The organism is Gordonia zhenghanii (assembly GCF_021738965.1).
GTDB classification, from domain to species: Bacteria; Actinomycetota; Actinomycetes; order Mycobacteriales; family Mycobacteriaceae; genus Gordonia; species Gordonia zhenghanii.
In genome coordinates, this window is sequence record NZ_JAKKOQ010000001.1 from 336,308 (window position 1) to 353,439 (window position 17,132).

Below are 17,132 nucleotides of genomic sequence, written 5' to 3' on the forward strand. Positions count from 1 at the left end.
CTATGAGCACCACCATCGACCTCGTCGACCTCACTCTGCGGCACGGCGATCGCACCATCATCGATCGACTGACGTTGTCGGTGTCCGCCGGTGAAGTCGTCGTCGTCACCGGACCGTCGGGATGCGGCAAGTCGACCCTGTTGCGCGCGGTCGCCGGTCTGCGCCCGATCGATTCGGGCGCTGTCATATCGCAGGGCCAGCCCGTCACCGGCACCTCAGGCAACCGCGCGATGGTCTTCCAGGACGATGCGCTGCACCCGTGGCGCACCGTTCGCCGGAACATCCTGTTAGCGCTGACCCTGCGCGGTGTTCCGCGTTCGCAGCGGAAGGCGCAGGCCCGACGGTGGATCTCCGAGATCGGTCTCGACGGGTTCGCCGACCATCTGCCCAAAGAGCTGTCCGGCGGCATGCGTCAGCGTGTCCAGTTGGCTCGCGGCCTCGCAGGCGCGCCGCGAACACTGTTGATGGACGAGCCGTTCGGAGCGCTCGACGCCCAGACTCGTTCGTCAATGCAGCAGTTGCTGATCCGAACTCTCGAGGCGCATCCCGCCACGGTTCTGTTCGTCACCCACGACATCGATGAAGCCGTGCTTCTCGGCGATCGGGTGGTGGTGCTCGGACGTGCGGGTGAACCCGTCCGCGCTGTCGTCGACGTTCCCCACCCGCGAACACCGGGCGCCGACAACACGGTGGCGCGCAATGCCATCGCCGACGCACTGCCCCGATCACACGACCTCACACCTAGCAAGGCGGCATCATGACCAGCCCCGAATCGACCACGTCCACCGGCGCATCGTCGCACGAGTTCACCGCCCCCGCCGTCGACGACGCGCACCGCCTGGACTGCGACGTCCTCATTATCGGCGGCGGCACCGCCGGATCAATGGCGGCGTTGACCGCTGCCGAGAACGGCGCCGACGTCCTCCTCCTCGACAAAGCGCACGTGCGGCACTCCGGCGCACTGGCGATGGGCATGGACGGCGTCAACAACGCCGTCATCCCGGGCAAGGCGACTCCGGAGGCCTACGTCGCCGAGATCACTCGGGCCAACGACGGCATCGTCGACCAGAAGACGGTCTATCAGACGGCCACCCGCGGTTTTGCGATGATCTCGCGACTCGAGCGATACGGCGTGAAGTTCGAGAAGGACGAGTACGGCGAGTACGCGGTGCGCCGCGTCCACCGTTCGGGGTCGTATGTGCTGCCCATGCCGGAGGGCAAAGACGTCAAGAAGGTCCTGTACCGGGTCCTGCGCCGTCGGGACATGCGGGAGCGCATCACCATCGAGAACCGGCTGATGCCGGTGCGGGTTCTCACGGAGAACGGACGCGCGGTCGGCGCCGTCGCATTGCATACGAGGACGGGCGACTTCTACGTCATCGGCGCCAAATCGGTGATTCTGGCGACCGGGCCGTGCGGACGCCTCGGACTCCCGGCCTCCGGTTACCTGTACGGGACGTACGAGAACCCGACCAATGCCGGCGACGGTTACTCGATGGCGTTCCACGCAGGAGCCGAACTCTCCGGAATCGAGTGCTTCCAGATCAATCCGCTGATCAAGGACTACAACGGGCCCGCGTGCGCGTATGTTGCGAATCCGTTCGGCGGATACCAGGTGAACGCGGACGGCGACCGGTTCGTCGACTCCGACTACTGGTCGGGCGACATGATCGGCGAGGTGAAGCGCGAGATCGAGTCGGCTCGCGGCCCCGTCTACTTGAAGGTCTCGCATCTTCCGGAGGAGACCGTCGGCGCGCTCGAGTCGATCCTGCATACGACAGAACGACCCACTCGAGGGACCTTTCATGCGAACCGCGGGCACGACTACCGCACCCATGACATCGAGATGCACGTCTCCGAGATCGGGCTGTGCAGCGGCCATTCCGCTTCCGGAGTATGGGTCGACGAGAACGGCGCGACCACCGTCGACGGTCTGTATGCGGCAGGCGATCTGGCATGTGTGCCGCACAACTACATGATCGGCGCATTCGTGTACGGCGAACTGACCGGACAGCACGCGAGCGACCGAGCCCGCGACATCGCGTCGCCCACCGACCTTCCCGCCGATCAGATCGCCGCGGCTCACGAGTTGATCTACCGTCCCCTTCGCCATCCGGACGGCCCGCCGCAGCCTCAAGTCGAGTACAAACTGCGACGCTTCGTGAACGACTACGTGGCACCGCCGAAAGCGTCGACCAAACTGGGCATCGCCATCGAGACCTTCGAACGGATGCGCAGTGAGATCGCCGAGATGGGGGCACGCACACCGCACGAATTGATGCGGTGCGCCGAGGTTACGTTCATTCGCGACTGTGCGGAGATGGCTGCGCGCAGTTCGTTGACTCGGACCGAGAGTCGTTGGGGCCTGTATCACCAGCGCGACGACATCGTCGAACGCGACGACGAGAACTGGGGTTATCACCTCAACATCCGCAAGACGTCGAATGGCGAGATGCAGTTCATCGGGCGCCCCGTCGCCCCCTATCTCGTACCGGTAGAAGGACTCGATCACCTTCCCCCGCAAGACCGTTCGGTCATCGACATCGAGCAACCCGGCATCCGAGTCGGCCCCGGAGGCACTGCACCGGGCGTCGTCGAATCGCCGCGGTCGCCCGCGGCTCCCGTGTCGGAGCCCCGCGCACCGCTGTCCCCGCGCATCGCGGAACTGGTCGCACTCGAATCACCCGAGATGGCAGATGTCCTCGACTACCTCGCCGACTCCGACGCAACGGTGCGCCGTACCGCGGTCGCCACCCTCACCGAGCACACACCGGACGGCTTCGACATGGCTCTGGCCCGCGCACTGAGCGACGACGATCCCGGCGTCCGACACCTGGCGATCGATTCACTGCGCGAACTGGTGGAGGTGCTGTCCGCGAAACCACCGTTCGTGGAGAGTCTGCGCGAGAGTACGTCGTCCGACGACCACCGGGTGCGCGCAGGCGTCCTCGACCTGCTTCGGGCACTACGCGAGGGCGACACCGATCTGTTCACCGACCGGCTCGGCGACCCGCACCACGCCGTGCGCATCGAAGCGATCCGTGGGCTCGTGTCACTCGACTCCGCCGAGCAGATCGCGTCTGCAGCATCCGATCCGAACCGCGAGGTACGTGTGGTCACCGCGCAGGGACTCGCGACAGTCGGCGACGGCGCCGACGCCGTCCGCACGCTCGCTGCGGACCCGGACCCACTCGTCCGCGCAGCGGGTCTGGCTGCACTCTCGACGCTGGGCGATCCGGCGACCGACTCGAGAATGCTCCAGAAGGCGCTGCGCGACAACGCATGGCAAGTTCGCAAGGGTGCGGCGACAGGACTGTCCGTCGCTCCCAGCGACGATTCGGTGGTGGCGCTGACCCCACTGGTCACGGACCCGCACGGAGACGTGCGCAAGGCTGCGGTGAACACGATCAGACAGTGGTCGACGCTGCTGCCGGTCAGCGACCTGCTCGAGGCTGCTCGACTCGACGAAGACGCTGACGTACGAGCGGCGGCCCGCTGACCCTCGCCGGGGCGGGCGCGCTCAGCCCGTCACCAGCCCCCGCCCGGTGATCAACGGCAGATCGAGCGCGGTGACCAGCCCCGGATCGGCGGCGACCACAGCGGGAACGGCGTTGACCAGACGCTGAGCGGTGACGATCATCCCGGACACATTGTGGTCGCCGTCGCGACCGTGGTGCGTCATCTCCACCGCCATGACCGGCTCACCGGTCACCTCGATGCGGTAGCACCCGTCGCCTTCCGCAGGAGTCGGCCAGTCCGGGCACTGGTCCGGATGCGTGCGGGTGTAGTGCTCCAACACGATCCGGTCCACGCCGTCGACCTGCCCGACCACTTGGAAGTGCAGCGCCGCCATCGTCCCATCGGGAATCGTCAACGAGACCGTGTCGACGTCGCCCTCCGCGGCGACACGATCGAAGCGTTCGACGAGCGGCTCGTCGAGGGTGACACCGAGTCCAGCCGCGAGCTGTCGCACGACGCTCCCCCACGCCAGCGACAGGACACCGGGAGTCAGGAGCATCGACTGATGGTCCATCGGCTTGCCGAAGCCGAAGATCTCCGACATCACCACCGGCTGGTAGTACGTGGAGTAGTCGGCGATCTCCATGACCCGGACTTCGTCGATCTGCTGGGAGAGACTTGTGATCGACAGCGGCAGAACATCGTTCGCAAAACCGGGGTCGATCCCGTTGACGTGCAGGCTGGCTCCGCCTTCGGCCGCCGCCTTCTCGATGGCGTTGACCATCGCCTCGGGGAGGACGCCGTACGGGAACTGCAGGACCACCGGCCCCGACGAGACGACGTTCACCCCGGCTGCGACGAACGCGGTCAGGTCGGCGATCGCTTCGGCGACACGGTCGTCGGTCATCGCCGTGTGCACGATGGCGTCCGGCTTGAGCGCCAGGAGCGCGTCCCGGTCGTCGGTTGCGATCACCCCGAGGTCGCGGTCCAGACCGGCGAGCCGCCCGGCGTCCTTGCCTACCTTGGCCGGATCGGACACCCACACTCCGACGAGTTCGAGATCGGGGTGGGCGTCGATACCAGTGATCGCATGTCGGCCGACGGTTCCGGTGGACCATTCCACTACGCGCAGAGTCATGGTCTCCACGCTAAAGCCGATCGCCGAAACATGTGGCCGATTGACTGGACAGGTGTCCGGATCATGGTTCCGGGCAGCGCCCGGGCCTACGCAGGAACTTCGTACGTGTACGTGTACGTCGGGTCGGGGGTCGAATCGGTGTTGATCGCCCACGCGATGATGAGGACGATGACGATGACCGCGAGCACCACGCCGATCCCCATGCTGATCCACGCCCACATCGCGGCCTTCTTGGACGATTCCGCGGCCTGGGCGGCCTCGGTCGTCCGTCCCGCATACCAGAGTCGGCCGACGGAGTTCGCCTTCGTGAAGCCGACGATGCCCAACACCAGCGGCGCGATGCCGACGAGCGTGCCGTAACAACTGAGCGTCAGAATACCGCCGAGAACCATCGCAACGACCGATGAGATCTGCCCGGTCTGCGGCGGGCCCGCCGGCGGTCGAGCCCCGAACTGCTGTCCCGGATACGGGTAGGGCGTCCCGTACGGCACCGGAGCCGGCGCCGGTGGCAGGGGTGGCGGAGCGTACTGAAACCCGGGATCAGGCTTGGGCACACCGACCTGTGTCGGCTCGTACGCGGCCCACTCGGAGTCGTCGGACTGCGAACCGTAGGGGTTCTCCGGAGTAGTCACTGCAGATCAGACCTTCAGACTGTCGAACGGTGCGACGGGAATGTTGCGGATCACCAACCAGCCGAAGATCACCACGAGAACCACCGTCGGCGTGTAGCGCCAGTGCTGCCAACTGCGGACACGTCGCCCGCGCCACAGTCCGACCGTGTACGTCACGAACGCGACCGCGAGGAGCGCGAGAGCGACCACGACGACGGCGTTGTAGTGCAGTGCCGCGCCGAGGTCGCCGTGCAACAGGCTGTACACCGCTCGCGACGCTCCGCACCCCGGGCAGTCGATGTGCAGCAGGGTCTTGGTCGGGCACGGCGGGATGATGCCGCCCGGAGTGGTCGGATCCGCGAACCACACGAACGTCGAGGCCGCGCCCACCGCCGCGACGACCACCGCCGGCCCCGCGACGCGATGCCGCGAGACGGCTGTCGCGACCCCCAGCATCCGGTCGGTGGTACTCGCGGCGTGGACGGTCATGGCACTACACCGTCGAAGTGGAGACGGCTGCCGCGATGACGACGACGTAGATGATCACGAGGATCACCCACGACGCCGCCGCGGCGATGGCACTCCACATGGCGAACTTCTTCGCGTCGTCGGCGGCCTGCTGCGCGCCGGCATAATCGCCCATCGCCCACAGCTTGCTGACCGACGTCGCCTTCACGATGGACACCACACCCAGCGGCAGGCAGCAGAGCACAGTGCTCAGGATGGCCCACACCAGATTGTTCTCAGGTTCCATCCCCGGGTGCTGACCGTAGCCGTATTGCGGCTGCCCGTATTGCGGCTGACCGTACTGGGGCTGACCGTACTGGGGCTGACCGTACTGGGGCTGACCGTACTGGGGCTGACCGTACTGGGGCTGACCGTACTGGGGCTGGCCATACTGCTGCTGACCGAACTGCTGTTGGTCGTACTGGGGCTGCCCGCCGTCCGGTTTGTTGAACGGATCCTGGCCGAAGCCGCCCGGGTTCTGCGGAGTAGTCATCTAGCTCTTTCGTCGTGTGCAGAGATCGAGATCCGATCAGCTGCTGAAATCGTAATAGCCCGCCGAATTGCCGGTCGCGGCCAACACGATGAGTGCGACGACCCACAGGACGATCGCCACAGCGAAGACGATCCACCCGATGTTCGACCACTTCTTCGCTTCGTCGGCCGACCGATGCGCGCCCGCGGCGTCGCCCCGCTGCCACTGCCCGTTCACGGCGTTGGCCTTGACGATCGCGACGATTCCGATGATGCCCGCGACCAGACTCAGGCAGGTGACGCACGTCGCCAAGAAACCGAGGACGGTGAGGACGATGGCCGAGATCATGTTGTTCGCAGGCGGGGGTCCCGATGCGCCCGCGGGCCCGGCCGGATACGGGTTGCCCGGGTACTGGTTGCCCGGGAAACCGGCCCCCTGGTAGCCGGGTGCAGCCCCGTACTGGGGCTGACCCTGCTGGGGCTGTCCGAACGGATCCTGCGCGGCCTGCGGTGTCTCGCCGAATTGAGGTGTCTCGCCGAATTGGGGCGGCTGCTGAGGATCCGGCTGCGTCGGATCCTTCTTCAGGTTGGGAGTCTGTCCGAACTGCGTCTCGGCGAACGGATCAGGCTCGACGTTCGGGTCGCCGTTTTCTCCGGGCGGATTCGTCATGTCGTCCCCTCGTCGTGCCGACCACCGGATTGGGTCGGCGCGCACTGATAGTAACTGGTCGCCGACCCGATCGGCCCGAACTGCGGTCAGCCGAACAGCTTCGGCAGCGTCCCCTCGTGAACGTCGCGGAGCTCGTCGAGCTTCACCGCGAACTGATCCTGGACTTCGAGCTCGTCACTCCCCTGGTCGACCACCCCGATCCGTGTCCACGGCATCGAACGCGCGGTCAGCATGCCGGTGAACCGTGTCTCCTCGGTCCGCGGAACGGCGACGAGAACGCGGCCCGCCGACTCCGAGAAGAGCCACACGAACGGATCGACGCCTTCGGGAAGCAGGACCCGGCAGCCGGTCTCCCCGGCGAGCGCGGCTTCGGCGACGGCCTGGATCAGACCGCCCTCCGAGATGTCGTGCGCGGCCGAGACCAGTCCGTCGCGGGAAGCCGCGACCAAGATGTCGCTGAGCAGGCGTTCGCGCTGCAAGTCGACCTTCGGCGGCGTACCGCCGAGATGATCGTGCTCCACCTGCGCCCAGATCGACCCGTCGAACTCGTCACGGGTGTCGCCCATGAGGACGAGCATCTCGCCTGGCTCGGTTCCGATGCCGGTCGGGATACGGCGCCGCACGTCGTCGATCACGCCGAGGACGCCGACCACCGGCGTCGGCAGGATCGCCGTGCTTCCGGTCTGGTTGTAGAAACTCACGTTGCCGCCGGTCACGGGGATCCCCAGTTCGGCACAGCCGTCGGCGAGACCACGCACCGCCTGGCTGAACTGCCACATGACGGCGGGATCCTCGGGCGAGCCGAAGTTGAGGCAGTTCGTGACCGCCGCAGGCGTGGCGCCGGACACCGCGACGTTGCGGTATGCCTCGGCGAGCGCGAGTTGCGCGCCGGCATACGGGTCGAGATAGGTGTATCGGCCCGACGCGTCGGTCGAGATGGCCACGCCGCGGCCGGTCCCCTCGTCGATGCGGATCATGCCGGAGTCGGCGTGCTCGGCGAGGACGGTGTTGCCGCGGACGTACCGGTCGTACTGCTCGGTGATGAACTTGCGGCTGCACAATGCCGGGCTGGCCAGCATCTTCAGGAACGTCGCACGCAGCTCACCGCCGGTCTCGGGGCGGGCGAGTCCGGACGTGGTCGACGAGACGACGGCGTCCTGCCACTCCGGGCGAGCGAGCGGGCGGTCGTAGACGGGCCCGTCGTGGGCCACGGTGCGCGGCGGCACGTCGACGACGCAGTCGCCGTGCCACATGATCTCCAGGTGCTCACCGTCGGTCACCTCGCCGATCACAGTGGCCAGCGCATCCCACTTGCGACACACGGCCATGAACTTGTCGACGTTCTCCGGGGTGACGACAGCGCACATGCGCTCCTGCGACTCACTGGAGAGCACCTCGGCCGGGGTCATGCCCTCGGCGCGCATCGGCACCTTCTCCAGGTCGATGCGCATACCGCCGTCGCCGGCGGCCGCGAGCTCGCTCGTCGCACACGACAGGCCCGCACCGCCGAGGTCTTGGATGCCGACGACGAGGCCTTCACGGTAGAGGTCGAGGCAGCATTCGATGAGCACCTTCTCGGTGAACGGGTCGCCGACCTGGACGCTCGGCAGCTTCTTGCGCGACGGGCCGCCCTCATCGGAGTCGTCGAACGTCTCCGATGCCAGCACCGAGACGCCGCCGATGCCGTCGAGCCCGGTCCGGGCGCCGAACAGGATGATCTTGTTTCCGGCGCCCGAGGCGAACGCCAGGTGCAGGTCTTCGGTGCGCAGCACACCCGCGCACAGTGCATTGACGAGCGGGTTGCCCTGGTAGCTGGCGTCGAACACCGTCTCGCCGCCGATATTCGGGAGACCGAGCGAGTTGCCGTAGCCGCCGACGCCGCGCACCACGCCGTCGACGACGCGCCGGGTGTCGGCGGCGTCTGCGGCGCCGAAACGCAACTGGTCCATCACGGCGATCGGACGCGCGCCCATCGCCATGATGTCGCGGACGATGCCGCCGACACCGGTAGCCGCGCCCTGATAGGGCTCGACGTAGCTCGGATGGTTGTGCGACTCGACCTTGAACGTCACGGCCCAGCCATCGCCGACGTCGACGACACCGGCGTTCTCACCGATGCCCGCCAGCATGCCTGCGCGCATCTCGTCGGTGGTCGTCTCGCCGAAGTATTTGAGGTGCTTCTTGGACGACTTGTAGCTGCAGTGCTCGGACCACATCACCGAGTACATCGCCAGTTCGGCGTCCGTCGGCCGACGACCGAGGATCTCGCGAATACGGGCGTACTCGTCGTCCTTCAGACCCAGCTCGGCGTACGGCTGGGCGACGTCCGGCGAATCGGCGGCGTGGGAAACGGTATCTACCTGGGCGCTCACATCGGACAGTCTATGCGAGCCTCCACCGACGACGCCGATCGACCAGGTTGCCCGATTTCTCCCCGTATCGAGACGCCGAGGATTAGATTCGTCCCCGACAGCCAGGTTTCGGGGGGACTCATGACTGATCTGCGTGCACGCGACTGCTTCGACGCCGGTATCGCCGGTCTCGGCCTCACGGTCTGCGACGATCCGCCACCGCCTCGGACCGCGTTCACCCGCGCGACCGAACTGGACCCGACCATGGGCGACGCCTGGCTCGGACGCCTCGCGGCGGGCGACCGTTCGGGCACCGTCCTCCACGGTCTCTACCTCGCCCGCGGGACGATCGGAGTCCAGCAGCGTCGCGTCGGGCTGCCCCGCGGGGCCCTTTCCGGGCTCGCGCCGATCGGCCTGTTCATCGACTATCCGATCACCTGTGCCTCGCGTGCTGCGGCGGCGTACGCGTCGTCGTTGATCGACGGCGACGACCTCGACGGTTCGCGACGGGTGCTCGACGACGTCGATCCGAGCGAACCGGTGGCCGCCTACTGCCTCAGTGTCTGGCATCTTCGGGCAGGCGACTGGCGAGCGGTGCTGAGCGCGACGAACCGGCGTGACGGCTGGGCCGATCCGGTGCTGTCGGCGGCCGCCGACTACGTCGCCGGAACGGCCTGCATCCAACTCGGCCTGTACGACGAGGGGATCCGCCTGCTCTCCGCAGCACGCGAGAGCCGCCTGGACAACTGCCGCGCTGCCGCGACGTTCGCCATCGGGATGGCGTTGCGGACACGCGGTGACGAGGCGCAGGCGCGCGCCTGCTTCCAGGAGGCGTACGCCCTCGATCCTCGACTGTCGGACGCAGCGCGCGCACTCGAGGACCCGTCGTATCGCCTGGTCGTCGAGACTCCGACCGATTCCACCGACACTGTCGCCGGTGACACCGACCGTGCCGACGTCCTCGCTGCGGCCGACGCCGACCTCGCTGCACAGATCGGCCTCACCGCGGTCAAAGACCAGGTGGACCGGCTGCGGTCGGCGGTCCTGCTCGCGAATCTTCGTGCAGCGAAAGGGCTTCGGACGTCGACGCGGAGCCTGCACCTCACGTTCACCGGCCCACCCGGCACCGGCAAGACGACGGTGGCTCGGATCATCGCCCGGATGTATCGCGGTCTCGGCCTCCTCGCGAGCGACACAGTGGTCGAGGTCAGCCGGAAAGACCTCGTCGGCGAGCACCTCGGATCGACCGCGCCGAAGACGTCCGCGGTGATCGATTCGGCGTTGGACGGCGTGCTGTTCATCGACGAGGCGTACACGCTGATCCAGGAGGGACTGTCCGGCGGCGACGCGTTCGGACGCGAAGCACTCGACACGTTGTTAGCGCGCATGGAGAACGACCGAGACCGGCTCGTCGTCGTGATCGCCGGGTACGACGACGAGATCGACCGCCTCCTCTCGGCCAACGAAGGGCTCGCGTCGCGCTTCGCGCGCCGGATCCGGTTCGGGTCGTACTCGCCGAGCGAACTGGTGCGGATCGCCGAGTCGATGGCGCACGCGCGCGACGCCCGACTCTCAGCGGACGCGGAGACCTGCCTGTCCGCGTCGTTCGAACGGCTGTGTACGACGACTGTCGGCCGGCGGCCTGCGATCGACGTCGCGGGCAACGGCCGTCTCGTCCGCAACGTCATCGAGGCCGCGGAGGAGGAACGCGAGCACCGTCTCGCGTCGAGCATCGACATCGACCGCCTGTCGGAGACCGACTTGATGACGTTGACCGGGCCCGACGTCCGCGCAGCACTGTCGCGCTACACCGTGCGGTGAGCGATCTGACGCTGGCACCGACCCGCTGCGAAGCGTTACCGTCGAGAGATGCGCACGATCGGAACCTCGTTCGTGAGTCGGGCTCATCCGTCGTGAGCACCGACGTCGAACAGACCAGACTCCGACGCAAGGCGCACGATCTCGGCCTGATCGCGATCCTGCTCGTCGGCGTCACCGTGTTCGCTGCGATCGGCGGAGCCCTCTGGACGGCGGGTTCCCGCGATCCGTCGGTCGGCGACTACGTTCGCGACGTGCTGATCACCGCCTGGATTCCGGCAGTCGCGGCCGGCTCCGTGTACGCGCGAAGCCGAGTCCTTCGACGACGGGCCGTCACATCCCCAGACGCTGCAGGATCGCCTCGGCGACGTCGGCAGGCGAGCCGTCCGGCGGACGGATGACGAACTCCGGTGTCACGGGGCGTTCGTACGGCGAGTCGATGCCGGTGAACTGCAGGATCTCGCCTGCCCGAGCCTTCGCGTACAGGCCCTTCGGGTCCCGGGCCTCGCAGTCGTCGAGCGGAGTGTCGACGAACACCTCGAAGAACGGGAGGTCCCGCGCGGCGTGAATCTCCCGCGCACGCTGTCGTTCGGCAGCGAACGGGCTGATCAACGACACAAGCGCCACGGCGCCGGAGTCCGCGAAGAGTGACGCGACTTCGGCCGTCCGACGGATGTTCTCGCGTCGATCGTCGTCGCTGAAGCCGAGGTCGGCGTTGAGACCGTGCCGCAGATTGTCGCCGTCGAGGAGGTAGGCGGGCCGCCCTTCGGCGACCAGCCGTCGTTCCAGTTCCGTCGCGATCGTCGACTTGCCCGATCCGGACAGCCCCGTGAGCCAGATGGTGGCTCCGCGGTGGGCGCGATGCTCGCGCGTCACCTTCCCGGATTCCCAGACGACGTTCGAGTCGTGGGCGACCGGTGCTCCGATCATCCCGGCCGCAACGGTCGCGTTCGTCGCCTCGTCGATCAGGATGAAACTGCCGGTCTCCCGATTGCGGCGGTACTCGTCGAACATCATCGGCCGCTGACAGTGCAACGACATGCGGCCGATCTCGTTGAGTTCCAACCCGTCGGCGGTCGGGTCGCGGTGCAGCGAGTTGACGTCGAGTCGGTACGTCAGCCCGGTCACCGACACCCGTGTCTCCCTGGTCCCGCACAGCATCAGGAAGGTGTCGCCCTCCGACATCGACCTCGCGTCGGAGAACCAGCAGACCATCGCGTCGAGGTCACGACCGACGTGCGGCCGGTTGCCGGGACGGACGATCATGTCGCCGCGGACGATGTCGATCTCGTCGGCCAGTTCGATGGAGACGGCCGAACCCGCCGACGCCTCCGACCACTCTGCGCCGCCCGGCCCCCAGAGCCTGGTGATCTCGGTGCCGAAGCCACCAGGCAACGCGACCACCTTGTCGCCGACGGTCAGTCCGCCGCCCGCGACGGTCCCCGCGAACGCCCGGTGGTCGAAGCCGTCCGCACGCTGCGGCCGGATCACGTACTGGACCGGGAATCGAGCGTCGATGAGGTTCTTGTCCGAGGCGATGTGCACCGATTCGAGATGCCCGAGCAGGGAGCGCCCGGTGTACCAGTCCATCGTCTCGGACCGTTCGACCACGTTGTCTCCGCGCAATGCCGAGACCGGAACGAACGTCACGTCCGTGACGTTCAGTTTGGCCGCGAACGCCGTGAAATCGTCGACGATCTCGTCGTAGCGCTCCCGTGAATAGTCGACGAGGTCCATCTTGTTGACGCACACCGTCAGGTGCGGAATCCCCAGCAGCGACGACAGGAACGCGTGCCTGCGCGTCTGCTCCAACACCCCTTTGCGGGCGTCGACGAGGATGATCGCGAGATCGGCGGTCGACGCGCCGGTCACCATGTTGCGGGTGTACTGCACGTGCCCCGGAGAGTCGGCGACGATGAACTTGCGTTCCGGGGTCGAGAAGTAGCGGTAGGCGACGTCGATCGTGATGCCCTGTTCGCGCTCGGCGCGCAGGCCGTCGGTGAGCAGCGCGAGGTCGGCCTGCTCGTCGCCGCGCTGCGCACTGGTGCGTTCGATCGCGTCGAGCTGGTCGGTGAAGATCGACTTGGAGTCGTAGAGGAGTCGCCCGATGAGCGTCGACTTCCCGTCGTCGACGCTGCCTGCGGTCGCGATGCGGAGCATGTCGTCGGCCATCAGAAGTAGCCTTCCTTCTTGCGGTCTTCCATTCCGGCTTCGGAGATCCGATCGTCGGCGCGGGTCGCGCCGCGTTCGGTGACGCGGGTCGCCGCTACTTCGGCGATCACCTTCTCGGTGGTGTCGGCGTCGCTCTCGACGCAGCCGGTGCATGTCGCATCCCCGACCGTGCGGAATCGCACGCGTTCGACATGCGCCTCCTCCCCCGGGAACTTCTCCAGGAATCTGGTGTCCGCCAACAACATCCCGTCACGCGGGACGACCGGGCGTTCGTGCGCGTAGTAGATCGACGGCAGGTCGATCTCTTCGGCTCCGATGTACTCCCAGATGTCGTGCTCGGTCCAGTTGCTCAGCGGGAACACCCGGATGTGCTCGCCGCGCGCATGCCGCCCGTTGTAGAGGTTCCACAGTTCGGGTCGCTGATTTCGCGGGTCCCACGCGCCGAACGAGTCGCGGAAGCTGAAGACTCGCTCTTTGGCACGTGCCTTCTCCTCGTCGCGCCGGGCGCCGCCGAAGACCGCGTCGTATCCGCCGTCCCGGATGCCGCGGAGAAGTGCCGCGGTCTGCAGCCGGTTCCGGGAGTTGCCGGGACCGGTCCGTTCCACGACACGACCCGCGTCGATGTCGTCTTGAACGCTGCTGACCACGAGCCGAGCTCCGGTCTGCTCCACGAGCCGGTCGCGGAACTCGATCACTTCGTCGAAGTTGTGGCCGGTGTCGATGTGCATGAGGGGGAACGGGACCGGCGCGGGCCAGAATGCCTTGCGCGCGAGGTGGAACATGACCACGGAGTCCTTGCCGCCGGAGAAGAGCATCACCGGACGCTCGAAGGTGGCCGCGACCTCTCGGAAGATGTGCACGGATTCGGCTTCGAGTTCCTCGATCACGATCAGAGGCCTCCTTGACGTGTCGAATATTCGACACCTAGTGTTGCGAATGTGTCACAAACAGTAGGACGGCAGTCGACCCGACGTCAACCGTCGCCCCCGACTCGGCGAGCAGCCGTCGTGATGGACTGCGTCGTGACCCTCGCAGGCCACTCTCCCACTCTGGCCGACATCGTCCGCGAGACGACGTTGCCGCGCGCAACGGTGCACGCAATCGTGTCCGAACTCGCCGATCTCGGATGGCTGCGACGTCACGACGACCTGACACTCGCGGTGGGGCCCGCGTTTCTGGCGACGGCACGTACCGCGATCGGCGACGATCCGCTCGCGACCGCCGCACGCCCCGCTCTGGAGCGCCTCGTGGCCGAGACCGGAGCCGTCGCCTTCCTCGCCCGCCGCGTGGACACCGACACGATCACCGTCGTGGAGTATTGCAGCCCCGCCGGTTCGGGGCGTCCCGCTACGGAAGGCTGGGCCGAGCCGGGCCGCCCCATCAGCCTGCAGCCGCCGATCTGCCGAGAGTTCGTCGCGTGGTCGGACGCTGCCGTCCGCGACGCGTGGATCGACCGCGCGCTCGAGCCCGAGCGAGACCGACTGCGCGCGGTACTCGCCGAGGTCAGACGACGCGGTTACTCGATCGAACGGATCACCGACGATCACCGATCGGTGATCGGCGCACTCACCGGCCTCGAGACAGTCCCCGCCGACCTGCGGGACCGCGTCCGAACCCTGCTCGGCGAACTGTCGGCGATCGACTACCTCGCCCCCGAACTCACCGACGACGCCGACGTCGGAGCGGTCACCGTCGGTGCGCCGATCACCGACGACCACGGCCGCGTCGTCGGCTCTATCGTCGCGTGCCCGCATACGACGATGCCCGGACGCGAGTTGAAGCAGTGGGGCGAGAAGACCGCCCGGGCAGCACGGCACGCTTCGGTGTAGTTTTTACAACTACAGGTTGTAAAAACTAAGGAGACGCCCCGATGCCCGACATCACGCTCGACGTTCGCGAGATTCCGAAGCCGCAGCGGCACCCCAAGATCTTCTCGTTGTTCGACGGCCTCGCAGTCGGCGAGGCGATCATCCTCGTCAATGATCACGATCCGCGTCACCTGCACGACGAGTTCGAAGCCGACCGTGCAGGCGGCTACTCGTGGGACTACCTGGTCCGCGAGAAGCGCGACTACCAGGTCCGAATCGGCAAGACCACCGCGGGGACGCCGCCCCGCAAGCTCGGCAACACCGCCGAGCTGACGAACGCGGCGGTCGACGCGGCCGACGTCGCGTGGAAGCTGACCTCGCCCGACCGACACCTCGACTCGAACCTGATCCGTCTCGCAGCCGACGGCGAGATCGCCGCGCACGCGGGCGGCGAGGTCGACGTCCTCGTCCACGTCATCGCGGGCTCCGGGCAACTCGGCACCGAAGCGGGCGATCTCGAGGTGGCCGCAGGCGATCTCCTGTGGCTGCCCCGTCGCTCACAGCGGGCGTTCCGGGCCGGACCAGACGGACTGAGCTATCTGACCGTCCACACCCACCGGGAGCCGACGTTGAACATCGAGCCGCTCGCACTACGAGAAGCGTAGTCATGACGTACGTCATCGCTCAGCCCTGCGTCGACGTGATGGACCGCGCCTGCGTCGAGGAATGCCCCGTCGACTGTATCTACGAGGGCGGACGCAGCCTGTACATCCATCCGGACGAGTGCGTCGACTGCGGCGCCTGCGAGCCCGTGTGCCCGGTGGAGGCCATCTTCTACGAAGACGACGTCCCCGACGAGTGGGAGCCGTACCTCAACGACAACGCCGAGTTCTTCACCGAAGTGCTCCCCGGGCGGGACGCACCGCTCGGGTCGCCGGGCGGCGCCGCCAAGCTGGGCCCGACAGGCAGCGACGCGCCGCTCGTGGCGTCGTTGCCGCCACAGGAGACCGACACCTGATGAGCGTGCGCACCACCGTCCTCGACGCGTTGCGCGACGCGGCCTCCCCGGTGACGGTCGCGGACCTGTCCGCGCAGCTCGACACCCCGCCGACCACGGTCCGGTTCCATCTGAAGTCGCTGACCGACGACGGGCTCGTCCAGGCTGCGCCCGGTGCGGGCACCGGGCGCGGCCGGCCACAGATGCAGTACCGGCTGCGGCCTGCCATGGATCCGGCGGGTCCGCGCGATTACGGATTCCTCGCCGACGCCCTCGTCGACGCCCTCGACGGCACGCCCGACGGTCCGCAGCGCGCGATGGCCGCCGGTCACGAACTCGGCCTCGCTCGCGCGAGCACCGACCGCGGGGCGGCGCAGGACGTGATGACGGTGCTCGCCGATATGGGGTTCGCACCGTCCGTCGCCCGCGGTAAGCGCAGCGGGGACGGCACTGCCATCAGGCTGGGCCGATGCCCGTTCCTGGAGGCCGCCCGGCGCCGGCCCGGGATCACCTGCTCGGTCCATCAGGGACTGATGCAGGGCGTCTTGGACGCACACCGCGACGGCGGGACCGTCGCCCGCCTCGACGCGTTCGTCGACGGCGATCACTGCCTGGCTCAACTGTCCGACAGGTCCCGGTGACACCGCGCGGACACCGGGTCGACGTCGACCTCTACACCGCGGCGGGCGCCGCATTCGTAGTCGTCGGCGGACTGGTCGCCGCCGTGGCGAGCCCCCTCGATCTGGCCAAGGGAAGTTGGCTCGCCGCCTATCTCGTCCTCGTCTGCGGCGTCGCACTCATCGTGATCGGTGTGGCGCAGCAGCAGCTGACCACTGCCGTCCCGACACCGATGCAAATGTGGCAGCTCGCCGGCTGGGGTGTCTCGAACGCCCTGGTGATCGCCGGTTCGCTCAGTTCGATTCCCCTGATCACCGACGCCGGGTCGATCGTGCTCTTCGCGACCCTTGTACTCACCGCCTGGCTCGGTCGAGGACTCCTGGGCGCTCGCCGCGCTGCCGGATACGTCTACATCACGGTCCTGATCGTCCTCGCCGTCAGCGTCCCCATCGGCTCGGTCCTCGCCCACGCGCGAGCCTGAGGGACGGGCGGAGGGCAGCCGCCCGGGCTAC

17 protein-coding genes are annotated in these 17,132 nt (G+C 67.5%); 9 read left to right on the forward strand and 8 right to left on the reverse strand.

Annotated features, from left to right (window positions below; all coding sequences use genetic code 11):
- Positions 1–2: 2 nt before the first annotated feature.
- The gene (locus L5G32_RS01445; protein WP_237009226.1) at positions 3–761 is read left to right on the forward strand and encodes an ABC transporter ATP-binding protein; all 759 of its coding nucleotides are present in this window, start codon (positions 3–5) and stop codon (positions 759–761) included.
- Positions 758–3,499 (forward strand): fumarate reductase/succinate dehydrogenase flavoprotein subunit, encoded by a 2,742-nt coding sequence (locus L5G32_RS01450; protein ID WP_237009227.1) that lies wholly within the window; start codon positions 758–760, stop codon positions 3,497–3,499. The genes L5G32_RS01445 and L5G32_RS01450 overlap by 4 nt, the downstream gene beginning before the upstream one ends.
- A gap of 21 nt (positions 3,500–3,520) precedes the next feature.
- Here the strand turns inward: L5G32_RS01450 and L5G32_RS01455 are convergent, their stop codons facing one another.
- The 6 genes from L5G32_RS01455 to purL all read right to left on the reverse strand — a co-directional run bounded on the left by L5G32_RS01455 (position 3,521) and on the right by purL (position 9,228).
- Positions 3,521–4,597, reverse strand: a complete 1,077-nt coding sequence (locus L5G32_RS01455; RefSeq protein WP_237009228.1) for an NAD(P)H-dependent amine dehydrogenase family protein — start codon at positions 4,595–4,597, stop codon at positions 3,521–3,523.
- Between the two features lie 86 nt (positions 4,598–4,683).
- On the reverse strand, positions 4,684–5,229 hold the full coding sequence (locus L5G32_RS01460; RefSeq protein WP_237009229.1) for a CD225/dispanin family protein: 546 nt from the start codon (positions 5,227–5,229) through the stop codon (positions 4,684–4,686).
- A gap of 6 nt (positions 5,230–5,235) precedes the next feature.
- Complete coding sequence (locus L5G32_RS01465; protein WP_237009230.1) at positions 5,236–5,697, reverse strand: DUF2752 domain-containing protein; 462 nt, start codon at positions 5,695–5,697, stop codon at positions 5,236–5,238.
- A 4-nt stretch (positions 5,698–5,701) separates the two neighbouring features.
- Positions 5,702–6,208, reverse strand: a complete 507-nt coding sequence (locus L5G32_RS01470) for a CD225/dispanin family protein (protein ID WP_237009231.1) — start codon at positions 6,206–6,208, stop codon at positions 5,702–5,704.
- A gap of 36 nt (positions 6,209–6,244) precedes the next feature.
- Complete coding sequence (locus L5G32_RS01475) at positions 6,245–6,856, reverse strand: CD225/dispanin family protein (RefSeq protein WP_237009232.1); 612 nt, start codon at positions 6,854–6,856, stop codon at positions 6,245–6,247.
- A gap of 86 nt (positions 6,857–6,942) precedes the next feature.
- Positions 6,943–9,228, reverse strand: coding sequence for a phosphoribosylformylglycinamidine synthase subunit PurL (purL, locus tag L5G32_RS01480; RefSeq protein ID WP_237009233.1), 2,286 nt, complete (start codon positions 9,226–9,228; stop codon positions 6,943–6,945).
- 120 nt (positions 9,229–9,348) lie between these two features.
- On the opposite strand from purL, the gene eccA reads away from it, so the two are divergent.
- Together eccA and L5G32_RS01490 are read left to right on the forward strand one after the other, a co-directional pair.
- The gene (eccA, locus tag L5G32_RS01485) at positions 9,349–11,028 is read left to right on the forward strand and encodes a type VII secretion AAA-ATPase EccA (protein ID WP_237009234.1); all 1,680 of its coding nucleotides are present in this window, start codon (positions 9,349–9,351) and stop codon (positions 11,026–11,028) included.
- 92 nt (positions 11,029–11,120) lie between these two features.
- Positions 11,121–11,426: a hypothetical protein gene (locus L5G32_RS01490; RefSeq protein ID WP_237009235.1), complete on the forward strand. Its 306-nt coding sequence runs from the start codon at positions 11,121–11,123 to the stop codon at positions 11,424–11,426.
- On the opposite strand, the gene cysC is transcribed toward L5G32_RS01490, so the two are convergent.
- Positions 11,359–13,197, reverse strand: coding sequence for an adenylyl-sulfate kinase (cysC, locus tag L5G32_RS01495; protein WP_237009236.1), 1,839 nt, complete (start codon positions 13,195–13,197; stop codon positions 11,359–11,361). The two genes, L5G32_RS01490 and cysC, sit on opposite strands and share 68 nt — an antisense overlap.
- Positions 13,197–14,084: a sulfate adenylyltransferase subunit CysD gene (cysD, locus tag L5G32_RS01500; RefSeq protein ID WP_237009237.1), complete on the reverse strand. Its 888-nt coding sequence runs from the start codon at positions 14,082–14,084 to the stop codon at positions 13,197–13,199. The genes cysC and cysD overlap by 1 nt, the downstream gene beginning before the upstream one ends.
- A gap of 51 nt (positions 14,085–14,135) precedes the next feature.
- On the opposite strand from cysD, the gene L5G32_RS01505 reads away from it, so the two are divergent.
- The 5 genes from L5G32_RS01505 to L5G32_RS01525 are packed head-to-tail and all read left to right on the forward strand — an operon-like array spanning position 14,136 to position 17,101.
- Positions 14,136–15,026 (forward strand): IclR family transcriptional regulator, encoded by an 891-nt coding sequence (locus tag L5G32_RS01505; protein ID WP_237009238.1) that lies wholly within the window; start codon positions 14,136–14,138, stop codon positions 15,024–15,026.
- Between the two features lie 41 nt (positions 15,027–15,067).
- Positions 15,068–15,670, forward strand: coding sequence for a DUF2249 domain-containing protein (locus tag L5G32_RS01510; RefSeq protein ID WP_237009239.1), 603 nt, complete (start codon positions 15,068–15,070; stop codon positions 15,668–15,670).
- A gap of 2 nt (positions 15,671–15,672) precedes the next feature.
- Positions 15,673–16,023, forward strand: coding sequence for a ferredoxin (fdxA, locus tag L5G32_RS01515; protein WP_237009240.1), 351 nt, complete (start codon positions 15,673–15,675; stop codon positions 16,021–16,023).
- Positions 16,023–16,643 carry a helix-turn-helix transcriptional regulator gene (locus L5G32_RS01520; RefSeq protein ID WP_237009241.1) on the forward strand — a complete coding sequence of 207 codons (621 nt, stop codon included), beginning with the start codon at positions 16,023–16,025 and terminating at the stop codon, positions 16,641–16,643. The genes fdxA and L5G32_RS01520 overlap by 1 nt, the downstream gene beginning before the upstream one ends.
- Positions 16,640–17,101, forward strand: a complete 462-nt coding sequence (locus tag L5G32_RS01525; protein WP_237009242.1) for a hypothetical protein — start codon at positions 16,640–16,642, stop codon at positions 17,099–17,101. The genes L5G32_RS01520 and L5G32_RS01525 overlap by 4 nt, the downstream gene beginning before the upstream one ends.
- Positions 17,102–17,132: the final 31 nt, after the last annotated feature.